General features: G+C 73.6%; 18 protein-coding genes. 14 read left to right on the forward strand and 4 right to left on the reverse strand.

Translation table 11 applies throughout. The features are described from left to right. Positions 1 to 151 precede the first annotated feature (151 nt). Both ACIBEC_RS00510 and ACIBEC_RS00515 read left to right on the forward strand, forming a co-directional pair. Complete coding sequence (locus ACIBEC_RS00510) at positions 152 to 1,933, forward strand: glycoside hydrolase family 15 protein (RefSeq protein WP_360489875.1); 1,782 nt, start codon at positions 152 to 154, stop codon at positions 1,931 to 1,933. A 35-nt stretch (positions 1,934 to 1,968) separates the two neighbouring features. Continuing rightward, positions 1,969 to 2,481, forward strand: a complete 513-nt coding sequence (locus tag ACIBEC_RS00515; RefSeq protein WP_360489877.1) for an SRPBCC family protein — start codon at positions 1,969 to 1,971, stop codon at positions 2,479 to 2,481. Positions 2,482 to 2,630: 149 nt separating this feature from the next. On the opposite strand, the gene ACIBEC_RS00520 is transcribed toward ACIBEC_RS00515, so the two are convergent. Continuing rightward, positions 2,631 to 3,221 carry an antibiotic biosynthesis monooxygenase gene (locus tag ACIBEC_RS00520; RefSeq protein WP_360489879.1) on the reverse strand — a complete coding sequence of 197 codons (591 nt, stop codon included), beginning with the start codon at positions 3,219 to 3,221 and terminating at the stop codon, positions 2,631 to 2,633. Between the two features lie 181 nt (positions 3,222 to 3,402). Here ACIBEC_RS00520 and ACIBEC_RS00525 point away from each other — a divergent pair, with 181 nt between their 5' ends. From ACIBEC_RS00525 to ACIBEC_RS00555, 7 genes are all read left to right on the forward strand, one after another. After that, entirely contained in the window at positions 3,403 to 4,677 is a 1,275-nt protein-coding gene (locus ACIBEC_RS00525; RefSeq protein WP_360489881.1) for an aminotransferase class I/II-fold pyridoxal phosphate-dependent enzyme, read from the forward strand. Positions 4,678 to 4,978: 301 nt separating this feature from the next. Then, a complete protein-coding gene (gene egtA / locus ACIBEC_RS00530) occupies positions 4,979 to 6,232 on the forward strand; it encodes an ergothioneine biosynthesis glutamate--cysteine ligase EgtA (RefSeq protein WP_360489883.1) in 1,254 nt (417 codons plus the stop codon). Beyond that, positions 6,229 to 7,665 (forward strand): ergothioneine biosynthesis protein EgtB, encoded by a 1,437-nt coding sequence (egtB, locus tag ACIBEC_RS00535; RefSeq protein WP_360489885.1) that lies wholly within the window; start codon positions 6,229 to 6,231, stop codon positions 7,663 to 7,665. Before egtA ends, egtB begins: the two co-directional genes overlap by 4 nt. After that, entirely contained in the window at positions 7,665 to 8,414 is a 750-nt protein-coding gene (gene egtC / locus ACIBEC_RS00540; RefSeq protein WP_360489887.1) for an ergothioneine biosynthesis protein EgtC, read from the forward strand. The genes egtB and egtC overlap by 1 nt, the downstream gene beginning before the upstream one ends. Before the next feature lie 45 nt (positions 8,415 to 8,459). Continuing rightward, a complete protein-coding gene (egtD, locus tag ACIBEC_RS00545) occupies positions 8,460 to 9,431 on the forward strand; it encodes an L-histidine N(alpha)-methyltransferase (RefSeq protein WP_360489889.1) in 972 nt (323 codons plus the stop codon). Positions 9,432 to 9,652: 221 nt separating this feature from the next. Beyond that, positions 9,653 to 11,080 (forward strand): sugar porter family MFS transporter, encoded by a 1,428-nt coding sequence (locus tag ACIBEC_RS00550; RefSeq protein WP_396287671.1) that lies wholly within the window; start codon positions 9,653 to 9,655, stop codon positions 11,078 to 11,080. 139 nt (positions 11,081 to 11,219) lie between these two features. After that, positions 11,220 to 12,518 carry a nitric oxide synthase oxygenase gene (locus ACIBEC_RS00555; protein WP_360489893.1) on the forward strand — a complete coding sequence of 433 codons (1,299 nt, stop codon included), beginning with the start codon at positions 11,220 to 11,222 and terminating at the stop codon, positions 12,516 to 12,518. 19 nt (positions 12,519 to 12,537) lie between these two features. On the opposite strand, the gene ACIBEC_RS00560 is transcribed toward ACIBEC_RS00555, so the two are convergent. Then, positions 12,538 to 13,200: a TetR/AcrR family transcriptional regulator gene (locus ACIBEC_RS00560; RefSeq protein ID WP_360489895.1), complete on the reverse strand. Its 663-nt coding sequence runs from the start codon at positions 13,198 to 13,200 to the stop codon at positions 12,538 to 12,540. A gap of 171 nt (positions 13,201 to 13,371) precedes the next feature. On the opposite strand from ACIBEC_RS00560, the gene ACIBEC_RS00565 reads away from it, so the two are divergent. The 4 genes from ACIBEC_RS00565 (at position 13,372) to ACIBEC_RS00580 (ending at position 18,202) form a co-directional block, all read left to right on the forward strand. Then, positions 13,372 to 14,535 (forward strand): acyl-CoA dehydrogenase family protein, encoded by a 1,164-nt coding sequence (locus ACIBEC_RS00565; protein ID WP_360489897.1) that lies wholly within the window; start codon positions 13,372 to 13,374, stop codon positions 14,533 to 14,535. A 30-nt stretch (positions 14,536 to 14,565) separates the two neighbouring features. Further along, complete coding sequence (locus ACIBEC_RS00570; protein ID WP_360489899.1) at positions 14,566 to 15,765, forward strand: acetyl-CoA C-acyltransferase; 1,200 nt, start codon at positions 14,566 to 14,568, stop codon at positions 15,763 to 15,765. A 50-nt stretch (positions 15,766 to 15,815) separates the two neighbouring features. Next, the gene (locus tag ACIBEC_RS00575; RefSeq protein ID WP_360489901.1) at positions 15,816 to 16,574 is read left to right on the forward strand and encodes a beta-ketoacyl-ACP reductase; all 759 of its coding nucleotides are present in this window, start codon (positions 15,816 to 15,818) and stop codon (positions 16,572 to 16,574) included. Between the two features lie 257 nt (positions 16,575 to 16,831). After that, a complete protein-coding gene (locus tag ACIBEC_RS00580) occupies positions 16,832 to 18,202 on the forward strand; it encodes a S53 family peptidase (RefSeq protein WP_360489903.1) in 1,371 nt (456 codons plus the stop codon). A 173-nt stretch (positions 18,203 to 18,375) separates the two neighbouring features. Here ACIBEC_RS00580 and ACIBEC_RS00585 read toward each other — a convergent pair whose 3' ends face one another. Further along, positions 18,376 to 20,292, reverse strand: a complete 1,917-nt coding sequence (locus tag ACIBEC_RS00585) for a hypothetical protein (RefSeq protein WP_360489905.1) — start codon at positions 20,290 to 20,292, stop codon at positions 18,376 to 18,378. A 585-nt stretch (positions 20,293 to 20,877) separates the two neighbouring features. Here ACIBEC_RS00585 and ACIBEC_RS00590 point away from each other — a divergent pair. Next, positions 20,878 to 21,387 carry an HAD domain-containing protein gene (locus ACIBEC_RS00590; protein WP_360489907.1) on the forward strand — a complete coding sequence of 170 codons (510 nt, stop codon included), beginning with the start codon at positions 20,878 to 20,880 and terminating at the stop codon, positions 21,385 to 21,387. Positions 21,388 to 21,445: 58 nt separating this feature from the next. Here the strand turns inward: ACIBEC_RS00590 and ACIBEC_RS00595 are convergent, their stop codons facing one another. Further along, positions 21,446 to 22,009 (reverse strand): hypothetical protein, encoded by a 564-nt coding sequence (locus ACIBEC_RS00595; protein ID WP_396287648.1) that lies wholly within the window; start codon positions 22,007 to 22,009, stop codon positions 21,446 to 21,448. Positions 22,010 to 22,058 lie beyond the last annotated feature (49 nt).

Consider the following 22,058-nt stretch of genomic DNA (forward strand, 5'->3'; position numbering starts at 1 on the left):
CACCCCGAACGGGTGCAAGCGGAGTGCCCGGCTCCTGGCCGGCGGGCGGGCGTGTCGGGTGGGCGTGTCGCGCGGGGATGCGGGTGCGCGGGTGCCCGTGGCGGCCTTCCTGCCGCGCGGGTCGGCGGCGGCGCGCCCCACAATGGGCGTGATGACCGGAGGCATCGAGGACTACGCCCTCATCGGCGACCTGCAGACCGCCGCCCTGGTGGGTCGGGACGGATCGGTCGACTGGCTGTGCCTTCCCCGCTTCGACTCCCCCAGCTGCTTCGCCGGACTCCTCGGCGACCAGCGCCACGGCGCCTGGCGGATCGCCCCGGCCGGCGCCGCCGAGTGCCACGCCCGCCGCTACCGCGGCGACAGCCTGGTGCTGGAGAGCGAGTGGCAGACCGCCGGCGGGCGGGTGCGGATCATCGACTTCATGCCGCAGCGCGGTCAGGGCGGCCGGCGCGAACCGCAGCTGATCCGGATCGTCGAGGGCCTCGACGGCACGGTGCCGATGCGCGGGTCGCTGCGGCTTCGCTTCAACTACGGCCGGATCGACCCGTGGGTCCGGCGCACCGGGCACCACCGGGTCGCCGTCGCCGGGCCCGACTCCGCCTGGCTGCGGGTGCCCGCAGGAGTCCACACGTACGGACTGGACGGCGTCACCACCTCGGAGTTCACCGTCACCACCGGGCTCCGGGTCCCCTTCGTCCTCACCTGGCAGCCCTCCCACCTGGCCTCCGCCCCGCGCACCGACTCCGAACAGGCGCTCGTCGCCACCGTCGCCCAGTGGCAGGGCTGGGCGTCCGGCTGCCAGTACCGGGGCGAGTGGCGCTCGGCCGTGCTGCGCTCACTGCTCACCCTCAAGGCGCTCGCCTACGCCCCCACCGGCGGGATCGTCGCGGCGGCCAGCGCCTCCCTGCCGGAGGTGATCGGCGGCGCGCGCAACTGGGACTACCGCTTCTGCTGGCTGCGCGACTCCTCGATGACGCTCTCCGCCCTGCTGCGCGGCGGGTTCCGCGACGAGGCCGCCGCCTGGCGCCGCTGGCTGCTACGGGCCATCGCCGGCGGGCCGAGGCACGTCCAGGCCGTGTACGGGGTCGCCGGGGAACGGGTGCTCGGCGAGACCACCGCCGACTGGCTGCCCGGGTACGAGGGCTCGCGACCGGTCCGGTTCGGCAACGCCGCCGTCGACCAGCTCCAACTCGACGTCTACGGCGAGGTGGTGGACACCCTCAACCTCGCGCTGCGGGCCGGGATCCCGATGGAGCGGCACGTCTGGACACTGCTGCGCTCACTGATGGACCACGTGGAGCGGCACTGGCGCGAGCCGGACGAAGGGCTGTGGGAAGTACGCGGCGGGCGGCGGCACTTCGTCCACTCCAAGGTCATGTGCTGGGTGGCCGCCGACCGTGCCGTCCGGCTCGCCGAGGCCACCGGACTGCCCGCCCCGGTCGACCGCTGGCGGGCGCTGCGCGACGACATCCACGCCGACGTCTGCGAACAGGGATACGATCGGCAGCGCGGCGTGTTCGTCCAGCACTACGGCGGGCGGGGGCTGGACGCGGCGACCCTGTTCGTACTCAAGAGCGGCTTCCTCCCGCCGGACGACCCCCGGGTGGTGCGCACCGTGGACGCCGTCCGTGACGAACTCGGCCACGGCGGACTGGTGCACCGTTACCGGGCCGGGTACCACGGCGACGGGCTGCCGGGCGGCGAAGGAGCCTTCCTGGCCTGCTCGTTCTGGCTCGCCGACGCGCTTGTCGCGACGGGACGCCGGGACGAGGCGCGGACACTGTTCGCGCGGGTGGTCGGACTCGCCAACGACCTCGGACTGCTCTCCGAGGAGTGGGATCCGCGCTCCGGGCGCCAACTCGGCAACACGCCACAGGCGTTCAGCCACGTGGCACTGGTCAACACGGCCTTCGCCCTGGCCGAGCCGGGGTAGCGGACGCGGGGGTGACACGAGGCTAGGGTGGACCCGTGGACCCCAACCACTACCGTTTCCGGGGCATGTGGCGACTCGCGGCGCCGCCGGACATCGTGTACGCGGCGCTGGCGGACGTACGGAGCTATCCGCTGTGGTGGCCGGAGATCCGCGAGGTCCGGCCGACCGGCGAGGATTCCGGGGAGGTGGTGGTGCGCGCGCTGCTGCCGTACCGGCTGGTGATCGGCCTGGAGGCGAGCCGGCGCGACCCGGCCGCCGGGGTGCTGGAGGCGACCATGCGGGGCGACCTCACCGGGTGGTCCCGGTTCACGGTGGCGGCGGACGGCGCAGGACGGGCGCGTCGCGCGGCCGGCCGGGACGGCGCGGGCCGTGCAGGCGGCGCGGGCAGCCGGGTGCTGTTCGAGGAGGACACCCGGCCCGGCTCGGCGCTGTTGCGCCGGCTCGCCCTTCCGCTGCACCCGGTTTTCCGGGCCAACCACGCGGTGATGATGCGCCGGGGGCGGCGGGGGCTCGCGGCGTACCTGGCGGCGGGCGGGGGTGACGGATGACGGCTGACAACTTTCAGCGAACAGATGACAGCTGACAGATTTCGAAATCTGTCAGCTGTCGTCTGTTCGCTGTCGTCTGTCGTCTGTCGTCTGGCAGCTGACATCCGTCCGCCCGTCGCCCGCGCCCGCCCGCCGACACCCGCCGCCCCTCACCCCTTCGCCCCCGGAAACAGCCACCGCCGCAGCGCCCGCGTCACCACCGGCAGCGCCGCGTACGTCATCAGCAAGCTGATCAGCGGCGCGGTGACCAGCGGTCGGACGGCCACCGGCAGGCCCGTCAGGTGCGGCCCGAGCACGACCGCGGAGGCCACGACCAACGGCGCGATGGCAATCGTCGAGGCCACCGCCATCTTCCAGCGCACCGGCGGTCGGCGCTGCGCGGCGCCCGGGGTGGTGGCGAACCAGCCCTCCATCCCGTGGATCTCGTGGCGGTGGACCTCGTGGTGGTGGCCGTCCGCCTTGGCGAAGCAGGCTGCCCGCACCGGGGAGGTCTGCCAGGAACGGAACGCCTCGGCGTCCCGGAAGTGCAGCAGCAGGTGCCAGGGTTCGTCCGGGCCGGACGGACGCAGCAGCCCGGTGCCGAGGTTGCCCGCGTGTTCCGTGGCCGCGGCGAGGATGTTCTCCGCCCACCACTCGAAGGCTTTCTCGTAGCCCGGCTCCACCCGCCGTGCCACGAACAGCGTGACCTCCTCGCCCTGGTCGCTCTGCTCATCGACCGTCCCCCGTACCGTCGCCGCCATCCTCACTGCCCCTCTCCCCGTGCGTCCCCGCGTCTGCGCCCCCGTGCCTCACCGGCCGCGAGCCGCCGGGCAGCCTACGGGCCGTCCGGTGATCCGCCCACCCTGCGCCCGAACCGTGGGACGCGACGGCCCCGCCGGGACTAGCGTGGCCGGAGCGTCCCGACGCACCGGAGGCCCGCCCATGACCGCCACGCCCCCTACGCCCACCACACCCGCCACGCCAGCCACACCCACCGGCCCTATCGACTCAGCCGGCCTCACCTTCGGCTTCGACGCCCCCTTCGACCGCGCCGGCACCGGCAGCAGCAAGTGGGCCCGCGCGGGCGGCGCCCCCGGGGTGATCCCGATGGGCCTCGCCGACATGGACCTCCCCGGCCCGCCCGCCATCGCCGAGGCCCTGCGCCAGCGGGCCCGCCACCACGCGTACGGCTACACGGTGTGCGACCCGGCGGGCCGGCCGCTGGTGGCGGACTGGTACCGCGCCCGGCACGGCGTCGACGTGGATCCGGACTGGGTCCTGCTGCTGCCCTGCGGCCCGCGCACCGCCCTGCGCGTGCTGCTGGAGGCCGTCCGGCCGGACCCCGGACGGCCGCAGCCGCCCGTCCTCTTCCCGACCCCCGAGTGGGGCGGCTTCGCCCAGCTCTGCCGCGCCGCGCGCGTCGCGTACCGGGAGCTGCCCCTGCCGCTCGGCCCCGGCGGCTACCGGCTCCCGGACGGCCCGCTCCCCGGGCCCGCCACCGCCGTACTGCTCAGCAGCCCGCACAACCCCTCCGGCCGGGTCTGGCCCGCCGACCAGCTGCGCGGCCTGGCCGAGCGGGCGGCAGAGGCGGGCGCGCTGCTGGTCTCGGACGAGGTGCACGGCGACCTCACCCACCCGGATATCGCCCATCCAGACCCCACCCACCCAGATATCACCCACCCCGGCCGGGTCCACCCCGTCGCCGTGACCGCCGTCGACCCGGCGCACCGGCACCTCGTCGTCACCCTCAACTCCGTCGGCAAGACCTTCAACTGCTCCGGCATCCCCAGCAGTTTCGCCCTCGTCCCGGACCCTGGGCTGCGCGCCCGGTTCGCCGACGCACTGGCCGGCTACGGCCTCTGGGAGGGCGGCCTGCTGGAGCAGACCGTGCAGCGGGCGGCGCTGTGCGAGGGCGGCCCGTGGCTGGACGCGCTGCTCGCCCACCTCGCTGCTGCCCGCACCCGGCTCACCGACCGGTTCGGGCCCGCCGTCCGCTCGGCCCCGCAGGCCTCCTACCTGCTCTGGCTGGACGCCGCCGCCCTGGGCCTGCCGCCGACGGCCGCCCGGCAGGCCCTGTTGGAGCGCTGCGGCCTGGAGGCCTCCGACGGCGCCGAGTTCGGCTCCGGCGGCCACGGCGCGCTGCGGTTGAACTACGCCCTGTCGGGCCCGGTGCTGGACACCGTCCTGACGCGGCTGGAGCGGCTCGACCTCGGGTGACCCTGGCACGTGCCGGGGTCACGCACCCCGTGTACGCGCTCGCGTACAAGCCGCCCAAAACCCCGCAATCACCCGTTCGCCACGCCCCTGACCTGCGGAAACCAACGTTCACGCGATTTTTGCGGAGCGCCCCCGCATGCTCCGTAGCAGACTGGGCAAAGTAGACCGGGCCGCAATCGTGATCCCGAGGATGGTGAGTCCGGTGATACCCATATCCCACACCACTCCGCCCGACCGGCAGAGCGCACCACCGCCCCCGACGGGGGTGACCCCGCTGACCGAATCGGGGGCGCGCAGCCACGTGTCGGGTGTCTGTTTCAAGATCGGACCGCCCCGACTGGTAGGTGTCGAGGTCGAGTGGTTCGTCCATGACGATCGATGTCCCACCCGGCCCGTCCGGCCGGAACTGATCCACGCCGCGCTGGAGTCGCTGCCCCTCGGCGGCACCGACGGCACCTCACTCCCCTCCGGTTCGCGCCTCACGCTCGAACCCGGCGGACAGGTCGAGCTCAGCTCCCCGCCCGCCACCGGCCTCCTGGCCTGCGTCGACGACACCCGACGCGATCTGACCGCCCTGCGGGCCGCCTTCGCGGCACAGGGCCTGCGACTCACCGGCACCGGGACGGACCCGCTGGCCCGCCCCCGACGGATGGTGCTGGACCACCCCCGCTACCTCGCGATGGAGCGCTTCTTCGACTCCGCGGGGCCCTGGGGCCGGATCATGATGACCGGTACCGCGTCGGTGCAGGTATGCCTGGACGCCGGCGAAGCGGACGGCCCGCACGCCGTGGAGCGCCGCTGGCAGCTGGTCCACCGGCTGGGCCCGGTGCTGGTCGCCGCCTTCGCCAACTCCCCGCTGCTGGACGGCAGGCCGACCGGTCACCGGTCGACCCGGCAGACCGTCTGGTCCCGGATGGACCCGACCCGCACGCTGGCCCCGGAGCCGGACCACGGCGACCCGCGCGAGGCCTGGGCGCGGTACGTACTGGACGCCGAAGTGCTGTGCATGCAACGGCCTGAGGGACTGCCGTGGACGGTCCCGCCCGGGCTGACCTTCCGTGAGTGGATCCGCGGCGGAGGCGAACGACCGCCCACCCTCGCCGACTTGGACTACCACCGCACCACCCTCTTCCCGCCGGTGCGCCCGCGCGGCCACCTGGAGCTGCGGATGATCGACGCCCAGCCCGGGGACGGCTGGACAGTGGTCACCGCGCTGGTCACCGCACTGCTGGACGACCCGGTGGCCGCCGATGCCGCGCTGGCCGCGCTGGAGCCGCTCGCGTGCGCGGACGGTCCGCGACCGCCGCGCAGCGACGTCTGGTGCCGCGCCGCCACCCTGGCGGTCGCCGACCCCGAACTGCGCCGCGCCGCCCTCACCTGCTTCGCCGCCGCCGACGCCGCACTGGGCCGCCTGCCCGGTGCCGGGCGGCTGCGCACCGCCGTCGCCGAGTTCGCCGAGCGCTACCCCGCGCGCGGCCGCTGTCCGGCCGACGACCAGCTGGACGCCCTGCGCTCCGGCACCCGACGCACTCCCACGGAGGAGGCCGCACCATGACCGACGTCCGACCGAACGGCCCGACCGCAGCCCCCGCCCAGGAGGTCGGGACAGCACCCGGGCTCGAGGATCGCGGCATCGAAGACCGCGGCTCCGAGGCCGCACGCGGCATCGACGCAGCCCGCGGCATCGAGGACCTGCGCGAGACCATCGCCGCCGAGCTGTCGGCCGCCCGCGCCCGGACCGCCGCGCTGACCGACTGCGTCGAGGACGGCGACCTCACCGCCCAGCACTCCCCGCTGATGTCCCCCCTGGTCTGGGACCTCGCGCACATCGGCAACCAGGAAGAGCTCTGGCTGCTGCGCAACGTCGGCGGCCGGGACCCGATGCACCCGGAGATCGACGGACTGTACGACGCCTTCCAGCACCCCCGGGCCGAACGCCCCAGCCTGCCGCTGCTGCCGCCCGCCGAGGCCCGCGCGTACGCCCATGAGGTGCGCGGCCGGGTGCTGGACATGCTCGCCGCCAGCCCGCTGGAGGGCGCGCCGCTGCTGGAGGCCGGGTTCGCATTCGGGATGATCGCGCAGCACGAACAGCAGCACGACGAGACGATGCTGATCACCCATCAGCTCCGCAGGGGCGCGCCGGCCCTGGCCGCTCCCCCTCCGCCGCCCGCACCCGCCGACGCCGCCACGCTGCCCGCCGAAGTCCTCATCCCCGCAGGACCGTTCACCATGGGAACGGACACCGAGCCATGGGCGCTGGACAACGAGCGCCCGGCCCACACCGTCGACCTGCCGGCCTTCCTGCTGGACACCACGCCGGTCACCAACGCCGCCTACCAGCGCTTCATCGCCGACGGCGGCTACGACGACCCGCGCTGGTGGACGCCGGAGGGCTGGACGCACCGGCAGCGCGCCCGGCTGACCGCCCCGCTGTTCTGGCAGCGCCAGGGCGGCGAGTGGCTGCGCCGCCGCTTCGGCTCGGTCGAGCCGGTCGAGCCGAACGAGCCGGTGCTGCACGTCAGCTGGTACGAGGCGGACGCGTACGCCCGGTGGGCCGGGCGGCGGCTGCCGACCGAGGCGGAGTGGGAGAAGGCGGCCCGGCACGACCCGCTCACCGGCCGCTCCCGCCGCTACCCCTGGGGCGACCGGACCCCCGGCCCCGAGCACGCCAACCTGGGCCAGCGCCATCTGCGCCCGGCCGGGGCCGGCTCCTACCCGGAGGGACAGTCCCCGTACGGTGTACGGCAGTTGATCGGCGACGTGTGGGAGTGGACGGCCGACGACCTCCACCCCTACCCGGGCTTCCGGGCCTGGCCGTACCGGGAGTACTCGGAGGTCTTCTTCGGCCCCGAGTACAAGGTGCTGCGCGGCGGCTGCTTCGCGGTGGCGCCGGTCGCCTGCCGGGGCACGTTCCGCAACTGGGACTACCCGATCCGGCGGCAGATCTTCGCCGGGTTCCGCACCGCCCGCGACGCGGAGCGCGACTGATGTGCCGCCACATCGCCTACCTGGGCGAGCCCGTGGCTCCACAGGAGCTGCTGGTGCACCCGCCGTACGGGCTGTACCGGCAGTCCTGGGCGCCCCGGACGCAGCGGTTCGGCACGGTCAACGTGGACGGCTTCGGCCTCGGCTGGTACGCGGACGGTGACCAGGTGCCCGCCCGCTACCGCCGGACCGGGCCGATCTGGGCCGACGAGACCTTCGCCGACCTGGCCCGGGTGGTCCGCACCCGCGCGCTGCTGGCCGCCGTGCGCTCCGCCACCGAGGGCTGCGCGGCGGGCGAGAGCGCGGCCGCGCCGTTCGCCGCCGAGCGCTGGCTGTTCAGCCACAACGGCGCGGTGGCCGGCTGGCCGGGCAAGCTGGACGCCCTGGCCGCGCTGCTCCCGTCGGCCGAGCTGCTGGAGCTGGAGGCGCGCACCGACTCGGCCCTGCTGTGGGCCCTGACCCTGCACCGGCTGCGGGCCGGCGCCGGGCTCGACGAGGCCCTGGCGGGCACCGTCGCGGACGTCGCCGCGCACACCACCGGGCGGCTCAACCTGCTGCTCACCGACGGCACCGCGCTCGCCGCGACCACCTGGGGCGACACCCTGCACCACCGGACCCTGCCGGGCCTCGGGACGGTGGTGGCCTCCGAGCCGTACGACGACGGACCGGGCTGGACGCCCGTGCCGGACGGCTCGCTGCTGCTGGTCGGCGGCCACGGCGTCACCGTCCGTCGGCTCCCCAGTCACTACTGACCCTCCACCCTCCCTTCATCTTCTGAACAGAGGAACCACCCTGTCATGGACACCTTCGAGCTCACCCGACTGCTGCCCGCCGACCACTTCAGCACCACGTTGCGCCAGGACGTGCAGCACGGCCTGACCTCGGAACCCAAGTGGCTGCCGCCGAAGTGGTTCTACGACGCGCGGGGCAGCGAGCTGTTCGAGGAGATCACCCGGCTGCCCGAGTACTACCCGACCCGCGCCGAGCGGGCCATCCTCACCGCCCGGGCCGGCGAGATCGCCGCCGCCACCCGGGCCCACACCCTGGTCGAGCTGGGCTCCGGCTCCTCCGAGAAGACCCGGCTCCTGCTGGACGCGCTGCGCGCACTCGACACCCTGGAGACATACGTCCCGGTGGACGTCAGCGAGAGCGCGCTGACCGCCGCCGGCTCCGCGCTCGCCGCCGAGTACCCCGGCCTGGCCGTGCACGGCGTGCTGGCCGACTTCACCGCTCGGCTCGGACTGCCCCCCGAGGGCGGCCCGCGCCTGGTCGCCTTCCTCGGCGGCACCCTCGGCAACCTGCTGCCTGAGGAGCGCGCCGCCTTCCTGCGCGGCCTGCGTGCCGCCCTCGACCCCGGCGACTTCCTGCTGCTCGGCACCGACCTGGTCAAGGACCCGGCGGTGCTGGTCGCCGCCTACGACGACTCCGCCGGGGTGACCGGCGAGTTCAACCGGAACGTGCTCAACGTGCTCAACCGCGAGCTGGGCGCCGACTTCGACCCGGACGCCTTCGAGCACGTCGCGCGCTGGGACGCCGAACAGGAGTGGATCGAGATGCGGCTGCGCTCGCTGCGCTCGCAGACCGTGAAGATCCCGGCCCTGGACCTGCCGGTGCACTTCGCCCGCGGCGAGGAGCTGCGCACCGAGGTGTCGGCCAAGTTCCGCCGCGAGCGAGTGGCCGGAGAGCTGGCGGCGGCGGGACTGCGGCTGAGCCACTGGTGGACGGATCCGGAGGGCCGGTTCGGGCTCTCGCTCTCCGCCCCGGTGTGAGCGGCACCGCCCCGAACCAAGGCGGCGCCCCGGCCCGAGGCGGAGTCCCGGCCCGAGGTGGAATCCCGGCCCGCGACGGAGGCCCGGTGGCTCGGTGGCTCAATTTGCTAGTTCACCTTACGAATTCTCGGAGCGAAAATTGAGCCCCCGGTCTACAAGAGTTAAATGAATAAGGGTTACGATCTCGGCGACCGAGCTCAGCGTTGAGTACCAGGAGTCAGATCGTGAGCGTCACCCAGAAGCCCTCCGGGGCGGTCGAGGACCCCGCGCCCGGCCGCCTCGGCTTCGTCGTCTTCATCACCGCCGCCGCGGCCCTCGGCGGGTTCCTGTTCGGCTACGACAGCTCCGTGATCAACGGCGCCGTCTCCGGCATCCAGGCGAAGTTCGGCGTCGGCGACGGCGTGACCGGCCTGATCGTCTCCTCGGCCCTGCTGGGCTCGGCGATCGGCGCGGCACTGGCCGGCCGGTTCGCCGACCGGTACGGCCGCATCAAGGTCATGAAGGCAGGCGCGCTGCTGTTCGCGGTCAGCGCCGTCGGCTCGATGCTGCCCTTCTCCGCCTGGGACCTCGCCCTGTGGCGCGTCCTCGGCGGCGCGGCCATCGGCATCGCCTCGGTGATCGCCCCGACCTACATCGCCGAGGTCGCGCCGACCAAGTACCGCGGCCGACTGGCCTCCTTCCAGCAGGCCGCGATCGTGCTCGGCATCGCGATATCCCAGCTGATCAACTGGATGCTGGCGCAGGCCGCCGGCGGCGACACCCGCGGCCGACTGCTCGGCCTGGAGGCCTGGCAGTGGATGCTCGGCATCTGCGTCGTCCCCGCCGCGGTCTACTTCGTGCTCTCCTCGGTCATCCCCGAGTCCCCGCGCTACCTGATCCAGGCCGACCGCCTGGCCGACGCCCGCAAGGTGCTCGCCCAGGTCGAGGGCGAGGGTGTGGACACCGACACCCGGATCGCCGAGATCCGGACGCTGATCGACTCCGACCACCGCCCGCGCTTCCGCGACCTGCTCGGCGGCCGCTTCGGCCTGCTGCCGATCGTCTGGGTCGGCATCGGCCTGTCGGTGTTCCAGCAGCTGGTCGGCATCAACGTGATCTTCTACTACTCGTCGATCCTGTGGCAGTCGGTCGGCATCGACCAGAGCAACTCGCTGATGATCAGCTTCATCGGCTCGGTCATCAACATCCTCGGCACCGTGATCGCGATCGTGCTGGTCGACCGGATCGGCCGCAAGCCGCTCGCCCTGATCGGCTCGGTCGGCATGGCGGTCGCACTCGGCACGGCCGGCTGGGCGTTCTCCTCGGCCACCGGCAGCGGCGACAACCTCACCCTGCCCGACCTCCAGGGCACCGTCGCCCTGATCGCCGCCAACGCCTTCGTGCTGTTCTTCGCGATGTCCTGGGGCGTGGTCGTCTGGGTGATGCTCGGCGAGATGTTCCCGAACCGGATCCGCGCCGCCGCGCTCTCCGTCGCCGCCTCCGCGCAGTGGATCGCCAACTGGGCGATCACCGTCTCGTTCCCGTCCATGTCGCGGTGGAACCTGTCGGCGACCTACCTGATCTACGCCGCCTTCGCGGCGCTGTCCGTCCCCTTCGTGGCGAAGTACCTGAAGGAGACCAAGGGCGTCCGACTGGAGGACATGGGCTGACAGCCGGAACATCGGCTGATCCGACAGTCTGACCTTCGGCCCCCGCACCCTAGCGCGCTCCGCGCGGGTGCGGGGGCCGAATCGTTCACTCTCTGCGGTGGGCCGGACACCTCCGGTACTCCTGTGCGACAGGAGGGATGTGTCCTTGATCTTCAACCGGCTTCGCACCCGCAGAACCGCGGCCGCCACCATGACCGGCGGCTGCCCGTACGCCCACGACCACGCGCACCAGCAGCCGCAGGCCCACGTCGGCAGGCCAGACCCGGCGGCGTACCAGGCCCAGGCCTTCCGGGACCAGGCGTACCAGGGCCAGGCGTTCCAGGACCCCCTGACCGCGTCCGCGACCGCGCCGCCGCCGTTCACCGACCCGGACCAGGCCGCCGACTTCATCCGGCAGTTCCACCACGAACAGCCCGCCTCCGGGGACCCGCAGCCGCGGCTGCGCGCCGTTCTCGACGAGATCGAGCGCACCGGCAGCTACCGGCACACCTCCGCCGAACTCGCCTACGGTGCCAAGCTCGCCTGGCGCAACGCCGCCCGGTGCATCGGCCGGCTCTACTGGCGCAGCCTGGTCGTCCGGGACCTGCGCCACCTCACCTCGGCCGACGACATCGCCGCCGAGTGCTTCGAGCACCTGCGGCTGGCGGGCAACGGCGGCCGGATCCGCCCGGTGGTCTCGGTGTTCGCCCCCGACCGCCCGGGCCGCCCGGCCGCCCGCATCCTCAACCAGCAGCTGGTCCGCTACGCCGGCCACCGGGTCGGCGAGGGCGTCGTCGGCGACCCGGCCGGCATCGCGCTCACCGCCCGCGCCCGCGACCTGGGCTGGAAGTGCGCCGAGGACCGCTTCGAGGTGCTGCCACTGCTGGTCCAGGAGCGGGCGGGCGAGCGGCCCGTACGGTACGAACTGCCGGACGGCACCACGCTGGAGGTGCCGCTGAGCCACCCCGAGTACGGCTGGTTCGCCGACCTCGGGCTGCGCTGGTACGCGGTGCCCGCGATCAGCGACATGACGCTGGAGATCGGCGGCGTCCGCTACCCGGCCGCGCCGTTCAACGGCTGGTACATGGGCACCGAGATCGGCGCCCGCAACCTCGCCGACGCCGACCGCTACGACATGCTCGGCACCGTCGCCGAACGGCTGGGCCTGGACACCTCCAGCGACCGCACGCTCTGGCGCGACCGCGCGCTGATCGAGCTCAACATCGCCGTACTGCACTCCTTCCAGGAGGCCGGGGTGACGATCGCCGACCACCACACCGAGTCGGAACGTTTCCTCAAGCACGTCGCCCAGGAGAAGCGGCTCGGCCGGACGACCCCGGCGGACTGGAGCTGGATCGTGCCCCCGGTCTCGGGCGGGCTGACGCCGGTCTACCACCGGTACTACGACCCGGTGGACCCGGCGCTGCGACCGGCCTTCGTCCCGCGCGAGCCCTGGTAGCGGTGCCGGCGCCGCGAGGTCAGGGCCGTGCCGGGAGCCGCTCGAAGCGCAGGGCGAGCCCGTCCAGCAGGGCCTCCAGGCCGGTCTCGAAGGCGCCCTCGTCGACCGCCCCCCGGTGTCCGGCCAGCCGGTGCGCCTCGCCGAGGTGCGGGTAGTCGGCCGCGTCGTAGACCTCGGCGTCCGCCGGGAAGCCGGCCGCGAACGAGGCCAGTGCGGAGCCGGTGACGAAGTAGCGCATCAGCGCGCCGATCCTGGTGGCCTGGCCGCGCGGCCACCCGGTCTCGACCAGGTGACCGAAGACCGCGTCGGCCAGGCGCAGCGCGTTCGGCCGCCGCCCCGGGCCCTGGGCGAGGACCGGGACGATGTTGGGGTGGGCGGCCAGCGCGGCGCGGTAGGAGCGGGCCCAGTCGCGCAGTGCCTGCGGCCAGGGAGTCCCGACGGTTCCGGTGGTCCCGACACTCCCGAACATCGACAGGTCGACTTCGCCGATGACGCTGTCCACCACCGCGTCCAGCAGCTCGTCCTTGGTGGCGAAGTGGTTGTAGAGCGAGGGCCCGCTGACCGACAGCTCGGTGGCGAGGCGGCGGGTGGAGAGGGCGTCCAGCCCCTCGTCGTCGATCAGCCGCAGGGCGGCGGCGACGATGCGCTCGCGGCTGAGCAGCGGGGTGCGTGGACGGGCCATCTCGGCGGCTGCCTCCGGTTCCTCCGGTCGGGTGTGCTGGGGACCGATTCTGGCAGGTGCCTCTTCCCAGCGCGGGCCGGGCGGGGCTACAGTCCCCCCAGAAAACTTGCAGCGCTAGTTTAATCGGTCCGGACCTCGCCCGGACCCTGGACACGGGATTCGGGAGCCACCGTGAACCTGGAGTTGTCCGAGGAGCAGAGCGCCGTCCGGGACCTCGCCGCCTCCTTCACCGACCGCGAGATCGTGCCGTACGCCACCGAGTGGGACCGCGCCGAGTCCGTCGACCGCGCGATCATCGGCAAACTGGCGAAGGTCGGCTTCCTCGGCCTGACCATCCCCGAGGAGTACGGCGGCAGCGGCGGCGACCACCTCGCGTACTGCCTGGTCCTGGAGGAGCTCGGGCGCGGTGACTCGGCCGTGCGCGGGATCGTCTCGGTCTCGCTCGGCCTGGTCGGCAAGTCGATCAACGGCTTCGGCACCGAGGAGCAGAAGCGGCACTGGCTGCCCCGGCTCACCTCGGGCGAGGCGCTCGCCTGCTTCGCGCTCACCGAGCCCGGCACCGGCTCGGACGCCGCCAACCTCACCACCCGCGCGGTGCGGGACGGCTCGGACTGGCTGATCAGCGGCGCCAAGACGTTCATCACCAACGGCACCTGGGCCGACGTCGCCCTGGTCTTCGCCCGCACCGGCGGCAGCGAGCCCGAGCAGCGGGGGCACCGGGGCATCACCGCCTTCCTGGTCCCCACCGATCTGCCCGGCTTCACCCGCACCGAGATCCACGGCAAGCTGGGCCTGCGCGGCCAGGCCACCGCCGGATTCTCCTTCGAGAACGTCCGGGTGCCGGACAGCGCCCGGCTCGGCGAGGTCGGCAAGGGCTTCACGGTCGCGATGGCCGCGCTGGCCAAGGGCCGGATGTCGGTCGCGGCCGGCTGCGTCGGCATCGCCCGCGCCTGCCTGGAGGCCGCCGTCCGCTACGCGGGCGAGCGCGAACAGTTCGGCCGGACGATCGCCTCGCACCAGCTCGTCCAGGAGCTGCTGGCCGGCATCGCCGTGGACGTCGAGGCGGCCCGGCTGCTCACCTGGAAGGTCGCCGACCACATCGAGCGCGGCCTCCCGTTCGCCACCGAGTCCTCCGTCGCCAAGCTCTACGCGAGCGAGGCCGCCGTCCGGGCCGCCAACAACGCGCTCCAGGTGTTCGGCGGGTACGGATTCATCGACGAGTACCCGGTCGGCAAGTACCTGCGCGACGCGCGGGTGATGACCCTCTACGAGGGCACCAGCCAGATCCACCAACTGCTCATCGGACGCGCCCTCACCGGCGTCAACGCCTTCTGACCCACCCTCTTCGCTAAGGAGCCCGACGACGTGCGTCCTGTCTACTTCGCCGCCGCCCGCCGCACACCCATCGGCCGGCTGCGCGGAGCGCTCGCCACGGTCCGCCCGGACGACCTCTCCGCCACCGTGCTGCGCGCCCTGCTCGCCGACGTACCCGCCCTCGACCCGGCCCGGATCGACGACGTCTACTGGGGCGCCGCCAACCAGGCCGGCGAGGACAACCGCAACGCCGCCCGGATGGCCGTCCTGCTGGCCGGCCTGCCGGAGACCGTCCCCGGAGCCACCGTCAACCGGCTCTGCGCCTCCGGCCTGGAAGCCGTCACCCTCGCCGCCCGGGCCATCGGTTCCGGCGAGGCCGACGTGGTGCTGGCCGGCGGCTGCGAGTCGATGACCCGCGCCCCCTTCGTCCTGCCCCGCCCCGACGAGGCGCTGCCGCACCGGATGGAGACCTACGACACCCGGCTCGGCTGGCGGCTCACCAACCCCCGGATGGCCGACCTGCACGGCGTGCTCAGCATGGGCGAGACCGCCGAGGAGGTGGCCGGCCGGTACGGCATCACCCGTGAGCGCCAGGACGCCTTCGCACTGCGCAGCCACCAGCGGGCCGCCGCCGCCCGCAAGGACGGGCACTTCGACGCCGAGCTGATCCCGGTCGAACGGCCGGACGGGGTGACGGTGAGCCAGGACGAGAGCATCCGCGAGGACACCAGCCTGGCGAAGCTCGCCGGGCTCAAGCCGGTCTTCCGGCCCGGAGGTACCGTCACGGCCGGGAACGCCTCGCCGATGAACGACGGCGCGGCCGGACTGGTCCTGCTCAGCGAGGAGGCCCTGCGCGACCTCGGGCTGCAGCCGCTCGGCCGGTACGTGGCCGGCGCCTCGGCCGGGGTGCACCCGGACGTCATGGGCATCGGCCCGGTGCCGGCGACGGCGAAGGTGCTCGGGCGGGCCGGCTGGTCGCTCGCGGAGCTGGAGACCGCCGAGCTCAACGAGGCCTTCGCCGCCCAGGCACTGGCCTCCGCCGACGGCATCGGCTTCGACCCCGAGCAGGCCGACGCGCTGGTCAACCCCAGCGGCGGGGCGATCGCCCTCGGCCACCCCCTGGGCGGCTCCGGCGCCCGCATCCTCACCACCCTGCTGCACCGGATGCGCCGTACCGGCGCCCGGCGCGGCCTGGCCACCATGTGCGTGGGCGTGGGGCAGGGTACGGCCGTGCTGGTCGAGAACGTCTGACAGCGGACAGACAGCAGATGGCAGCCGACACACTCTTCCAAGGAGTTCACATGACGCGTTTCGCGGGCAAGGTCGCCGTGGTGACCGGCGCGGCACAGGGCATCGGGGCGGCCACCGCCCGTTTGCTGGCCGAGGAGGGCGCGGCGGTCGCCGTGGTCGACCTCAGCGCCGAGCGGGCGGCCGGGACGGTCGCCGAGATCACCGCCAAGGGCGGCACCGCCCGAGCGTACGGCTGCGACGTGGCCGACTACGACGCCGTCGAGGCGGTGTTCGCGCAGATCGCCGCCGACCTCGGCGGGGTGCACATCCTGGTGAATAACGCCGGGATCACCCGGGACAACCTGTTCTTCAAGATGCCCAAGTCCGACTGGGACACGGTGCTGACGGTCAACCTGACCAGCGCGTACAACTGCAGCCACGTCGCACAGAAGTACATGGTGGCGCAGAAGTACGGGAAGATCGTCTCGCTCAGCTCGCGCTCCGCCCTCGGCAACCGGGGCCAGGCGAACTACGCGGCCGCCAAGGCCGGCATCCAGGGCCTCACCGCGACCCTGGCCATCGAGCTCGGGCCGTTCAACATCAACGTCAACGCCGTCGCCCCGGGCTACATCGCCACCCCGATGACCGCGGCCACCGCCGAGCGGGTCGGCAGCACGGCCGAGGACCACCAGACCGAGGTCGCCGCCCGTACGCCGCTGCGCCGGGTCGGGCAGCCGGAGGAGATCGCGTCGGTGGTCGCCTTCCTGGCGAGCGAGGACGCCTCGTACGTCAGCGGGCAGACCCTGTACGTCAACGGCGGGGCGCGGTAGTCCGGGGGTTGAACCGGGCGGGGTCAGTGGATACGCTTGATATTCATTGAATATGACTGACGTGTCATCAGATGGCCGTTCCAGGTGCATGGTTACCTTCACCTGGGACGGCCTTTACCTTTTCTCGTGGCCGAGCATGACCATGGCGGTGATCACATGACCCCACCAAATGACTATGGCATGATCATGTGGCACTCGATGGGATGGCCCAACCGACCCGACCGGACCCGGTCGGGCCCTGCGTCCCAAGGAGTTCCATGGGCAGCCCCGCTCCCCTCCGCCGCGCCATGGCGCTGCTCGCCGTCGGAGCCACCGCTCTGACCGCCGGCACCGTCGCCGTCCCGGCCGCCGGCGCCGCGACCGCCGCCCCCTCGCACAACCTGACGGGCGTCCACGTCCGCCCCGCCTCCTTCGGGCACCACAACGCCCAGGCGCGCCCCGCCCCTCTGACCACCACCCAGTGCGTCAGCCAGATCGGCATCCACTGCTACTCGCCGCTGCAGTACCGTGCCGCCTACAACCTGAGCCCGCTGTACGACCAGGGGATCACCGGCAAGGGCCGCACGATCGTCATCGTCGACTCCTTCGGCTCGCCGACCATCCAGCACGACCTGGAGGTCTTCGACAAGCAGTGGGGCATCCCGGACACCAACGTCGAGGTGGTCAAGTGGGGTAACGTCCCCGTCTTCGACCCCACCAACCCCGACCACACCGGCTGGGCCGGCGAGACCACCCTGGACGTCGAGTACGCCCACGCGGTCGCCCCCGACGCGCACATCGTCCTGGTCGAGACCGGCGTCGCCGAGACCGAGGGCACCACCGGCCTGCCCGAGATGATGGACGCCGAGAAGAGCCTGATCAAGTCGGGCCGCGGCGACGTCATCTCGCAGAGCTTCGGCGCCACCGAGAACACCTTCCCGGGGTACGACAAGGGCGACTTCAAGTCGCTGACCGACCTGCGCTACGCGTTCCAGGCCGCCGCCGACCACAACGTCACGGTGCTCGCCGCCTCCGGCGACAACGGCGCCACCGACGCGAAGGAGAACGGCACCGACCTGTACCCGTACAAGGTCAACTCCTGGCCGTCCTCGGACCCGCTGGTCACCTCCATCGGCGGCACCCAGCTCACCCTGGACGACTCCGGCAAGCGCACCGCGGCCGACAAGGTGTGGCACGACAACTACGGCGCCGGCGGCGGCGGCGTCTCCGGCATCTTCGAGCGCCCGTGGTACCAGGCCGGCGTCGCCAACGTGACCGGCAACCACCGCGGCACGCCCGACATCAGCATGAGCGCGGCGGTCGACGGCGGGGCCTGGACCTACGAGTCCTACGACCCGACCGCGGTCGGCTGGCACCTCACCGGCGGCACCAGCGAGGCCACCCCGATCTTCTCGGGTGTCGTCGCGCTCGCCGACCAGCTCGCCGGCCACCGCCTGGGCCAGCTCAACTGGCGCCTGTACGGCCTGAACCTGCTCCCGAGCCAGTGGAGCGGCATCGTGGACGTGAAGGACGGCGACAACGGCTGGGGCGGAGTCACCGGCAACAACGCCACCGCGGGCTACGACCTCGCCAGCGGCCTGGGCACCATCGACGCCGCCAAGTTCGTGCACGCGATCGCCGGTCGGTGATCGGGTAGCGGCTCGGTCGGCCGGTAGCGGCTGAAAGGCTGAAGGGCCGGACGGCTGCACAGCTGACAAACGACAGCGGACAGCTGACAGATTTCGAAATCTGTCAGCTGTCCGCTGTTTTCTGTTTGCTGTTCTCTGTCAGCTGGCCGCTGTCAGCTGTCTTCGGTTACCCGTCAGCCGGTGGCGGCCAGCTGGGCGAGGTAGCGCTCGGCGGCGCGGAGCTTGCGGCCCTCGGGACCCGGGAGATAGGCGCGCAGCTCGATGATCTCCGGGGCGATACGGATGGCCTCCGCGCGGTCGGTGATCGAGCGCCAGCAGGCCTCGGCGTTGGTGGCCGCCTGCTGGGTCTCCGGGTGCTCCGGACCCTGCGAGCGGAGCAGCGTCAGGGCCACCTCGCGGTAGATGTCCGCGGCCTCGGCCGGGCGGCCCGCGAGTCGGCACACGTGCGCCCGCACCTGGCGCACCTGGAGGACCGGCTCGGAGACGGCGCCGTGCTCGGCGATCGCCTCCAGTTCGAGGGCGAAGGCCAGGTCGGTCGCGGCGGCATGGTCCCCGGCGTCGGCACTGCGGACGATCCGTCCGATGACCTCGCGGTAGTCCGCGCGGGGCCGGCCGGCCGCCGGTGCATCAGCGGGGGCATCGGCCGGGGCATCGGCGGGAGCCTCCCCCGGAGCGGGCGGAGCGTCGGTCGGCACGGCGTCGGCGGGGACCTCGTCGGCCGCGACCTCGCCGGTCGGCGCCTCGTCGGTCGGCGCCTCGTCGGTCGGCGCGGCCTCGGCCGGGACGGCGTCCCGGGGTTCCTCCACGGCCACGGCCGTCTCCTCGGCCTCCTCTGCCGTCTCCTCGGCCTCCTCTGCCGTCTTCTCGGCGCCCTCCGGCGTCTCCGCGACGTCGGCAACCTCGGCCGCCTCCGAGGCCAGGGCCTCCGCGGCCGCCACCGCGTCCTCCACCTGCGGGAGTTCGGCCTCGACTACGGCCTCGGGTGCCTCCGGCCGGCCCTTGAGGAGCGTGACGCCGGCCTTGGGCGCAATCTCCTCGGGCACGGTGTCCTCGGGCGCGGTGTCGGCCGGGGTCGCCTTGCGCAGGGTCACGCCCGGTGCCACCACGGACTCGCCCGCCTTCAGCAGGCTGACCGGGCGGGCCGGCCGGGGCGGGGTGGGCGGCACGCCCGGCTTGACGAGGCTCACCGGGCCGCCGACGCCCACCGGATCGGAGGGAGGGGCCGGTACCGGCCACGCGGCGACGTCGTCCTGCGGCTGCGCCGGACGCGGCAGCAGCGGTGCCGCGGGCGGCGGGAACGCGGGCACCGCGTCCGCGAGCGGCACCGCGTCCGTCACCGGCGGCAGGTCGGCCACCGGGCCGTCGCCGCGCCGGGCGGTGTTGCGGAAGAACGGACGGTCCGTGGCGTGCGTGGCCAGGATGACCACGTCCGGCCGCAGCACCGAGTACACCTGTTGCCGCAGTTGTTCGGGCGCGATCACCTCGCCCGCGCCGGGCAGGCCGCCGTGCAGTGCCTCGATCAGGGCGCGGGTGAAGGTGCCGATCTGCTCCGGGTCCGGGCTGACGACAGCCCACAGCGGGATGCCCTCGCTGAGCGGCGAGACGGTGCCCTGGAGGTACGGCCAGGCGTTCTGGTCGGCGCTCAGGTCGGCGATGACCAGGGTCTGCCACTCGGCCGGGCGGTGGCTCAGCTCGGCGGCGATGGCCTGCCAGGGCAGGCCGTCCTGCCTGGCGTCGCGCAGGGTCAGCTGCAGCTGGCCGCCGCGCTTGTCGGCGACCACGTGGCCGCCCACGTGCACCAGTAGCGGCCCGGGGTGCCGGGAGGCGGCCCGCAGGTGGGCGAGGACGGTGTGCGGGTCGCTGGCGCCCGGGAGGTGGACGGCGTCCACCGCGTCGGCGGCGAGCAGGACCTGCGGCGAGACGGCGGCGAGCATCGCCGAGAGCACCGGTGCCTGGGTCGGGCCGCCCCGGCCCCAGGTGCGGCGGCCGGAGTTGCCGTACCCGCCCTCGATCACCAGGATCCGTCCGCGCGGCGCGGCACCGAGACCACCGAGCCCGCCGGCGGCCACACCCGGCGTGCCACCCGGCATTCCGCCCGCGCCCGCGACCGGGAACGGCGGCGGCGTCGCCGAGGACGCCGCACCTGCGGCGGGCAGGCCGGTGAGCGTCCATCCGGTCGGCGCAACGGGTGGCGCGACAGGCGGACCGGCAAGCGGACCGGCAGGCGGACCCGCCGGAGGGGCGAGCGGCGGCGTGGGCACCTGCAGGGGCTGCTGCGCAGCCGGAGCGGGCGCGGAAGCGGGCGCCGGGACGGGAGTAGGAGCCGGCGCCGCAGCGGGCACCGAAGCCGGTACGGCCGGGGGTGCGGGCGGCGGCTCGTAGAGCGCGGCGGGCCCGGGCGGGTGCTCCTCGGACGGGACCCGCGGGGGTGGCGGTACGGCGTCCCAGGGGCCCGAGTCCGCTGCCGGGTCGGGGCCTCCGGAAACCGCTGTCGTCTCCGCCATCTCCTGGTCACCGCCCCGCCCCGCCGCCCCGCGGCGTCTGATGCCCTTGCCTGTGTGGTGCTTGCCACCACACTCCGTGCGCGCCACCCTACGAGATCCCGGCGCACCCTATCCAGGCCGGGTCGCCGATCGGCTCGTCAGGCCGCCCGCGGCGCCCGCTATCGTGCCGCCATGACCGGTACCGACCGCCCCTTGCTCTTCCTCGACGTGGACGGACCGCTGATCCCCTTCGGTTCCGCTCCCCCGGGCGGCTACCCCACCTACCGCAGCCCGTCGGGCTCCGGCGCGACGCCGGGCGGGAACCCCCTGCTGACCCGCGCCAACCCTGCGCTGGGGCCGCGCCTGCTGAGCCTTGGCTGCGACCTGGTGTGGGCGACGACCTGGCTGGAGGACGCCAACGACTGCCTCGCACCGTGGCTGGGTCTTCCGCAACTGCCCGTCGTGGACTGGCCGCTGGAGGAGCAGGACGAGCCGGGCGGCGTGCACTGGAAGACCCGCACGCTGGTGGCCTGGGCTGCCGACCGCCCGTTCGCCTGGCTGGACGACGAGATCACCGAGGCGGACCGCCGCTGGGTCGCGACCCACTCCCCGGCCCGCGCACTCCTCCACCGGGTGAACCCCCAACGCGGCCTCACCGAGGCGGACTTCACCGCCCTGGAGACCTGGCTGCGCACCATCTGAGCAAGAACTCCGTGCACGAAATCCGAGCACACTGTCGGAGCACTAACCGCCCGGTCGGCTACGGCCTCGGGTGGGGCGCGACCGCGAGGCGCTCCGCGGCGGCGGCGATGAACGCCGCGACCGCCGCCTCGAACTCGGCTTCCTGGTCCTTGAGTTCGACCCGGTCGGCCGCCTCGCGCAACGCCCCCACGCACGCGAACGCGGCGTCGGCGAGCGGCTCGGGACGGCCGGACACCAGTCGCAGCCGGAACCGCGCCGTCTCGGCCAGGGCGCCCAGCCGGTCGGCCTCGGCGAGCACCGGTCCGCAGGCGAGCGGGTCCGACCGACGCAGCCATACGGTGACGACCGCCCGCTTGAGCTCGGTCACGGCCGCGGCGAACCCGCTGTACGCGGCCAGGCATTCCTGGCGCAGCAGTTCCTCGCGTGCCCTCGCCTCGGTCCGCGCGGCGGCCCGCTGCTGGACGAGGTGGGTGCTGAGGGCCCCAGCAGGGTGCCGAGGACCGCGATCAGACTCCCGAGCACCGCGCTCATCCTCCTCCGCACCCCGCTCCACGGCTGCCGACGGCGTGCCCCGACCGCGCGGCACCGGCCTCGGCACCGGCACCGGCACCGGCACCGGCACCGGCGGATGCCACGCGGCCGAGGACGGTTCCTCCCCGCAACGGAGCCCC

Origin of the sequence: Kitasatospora sp. NPDC051164, assembly GCF_044455625.1 — a bacterium.
Lineage (GTDB): Bacteria > Actinomycetota > Actinomycetes > Streptomycetales > Streptomycetaceae > Kitasatospora.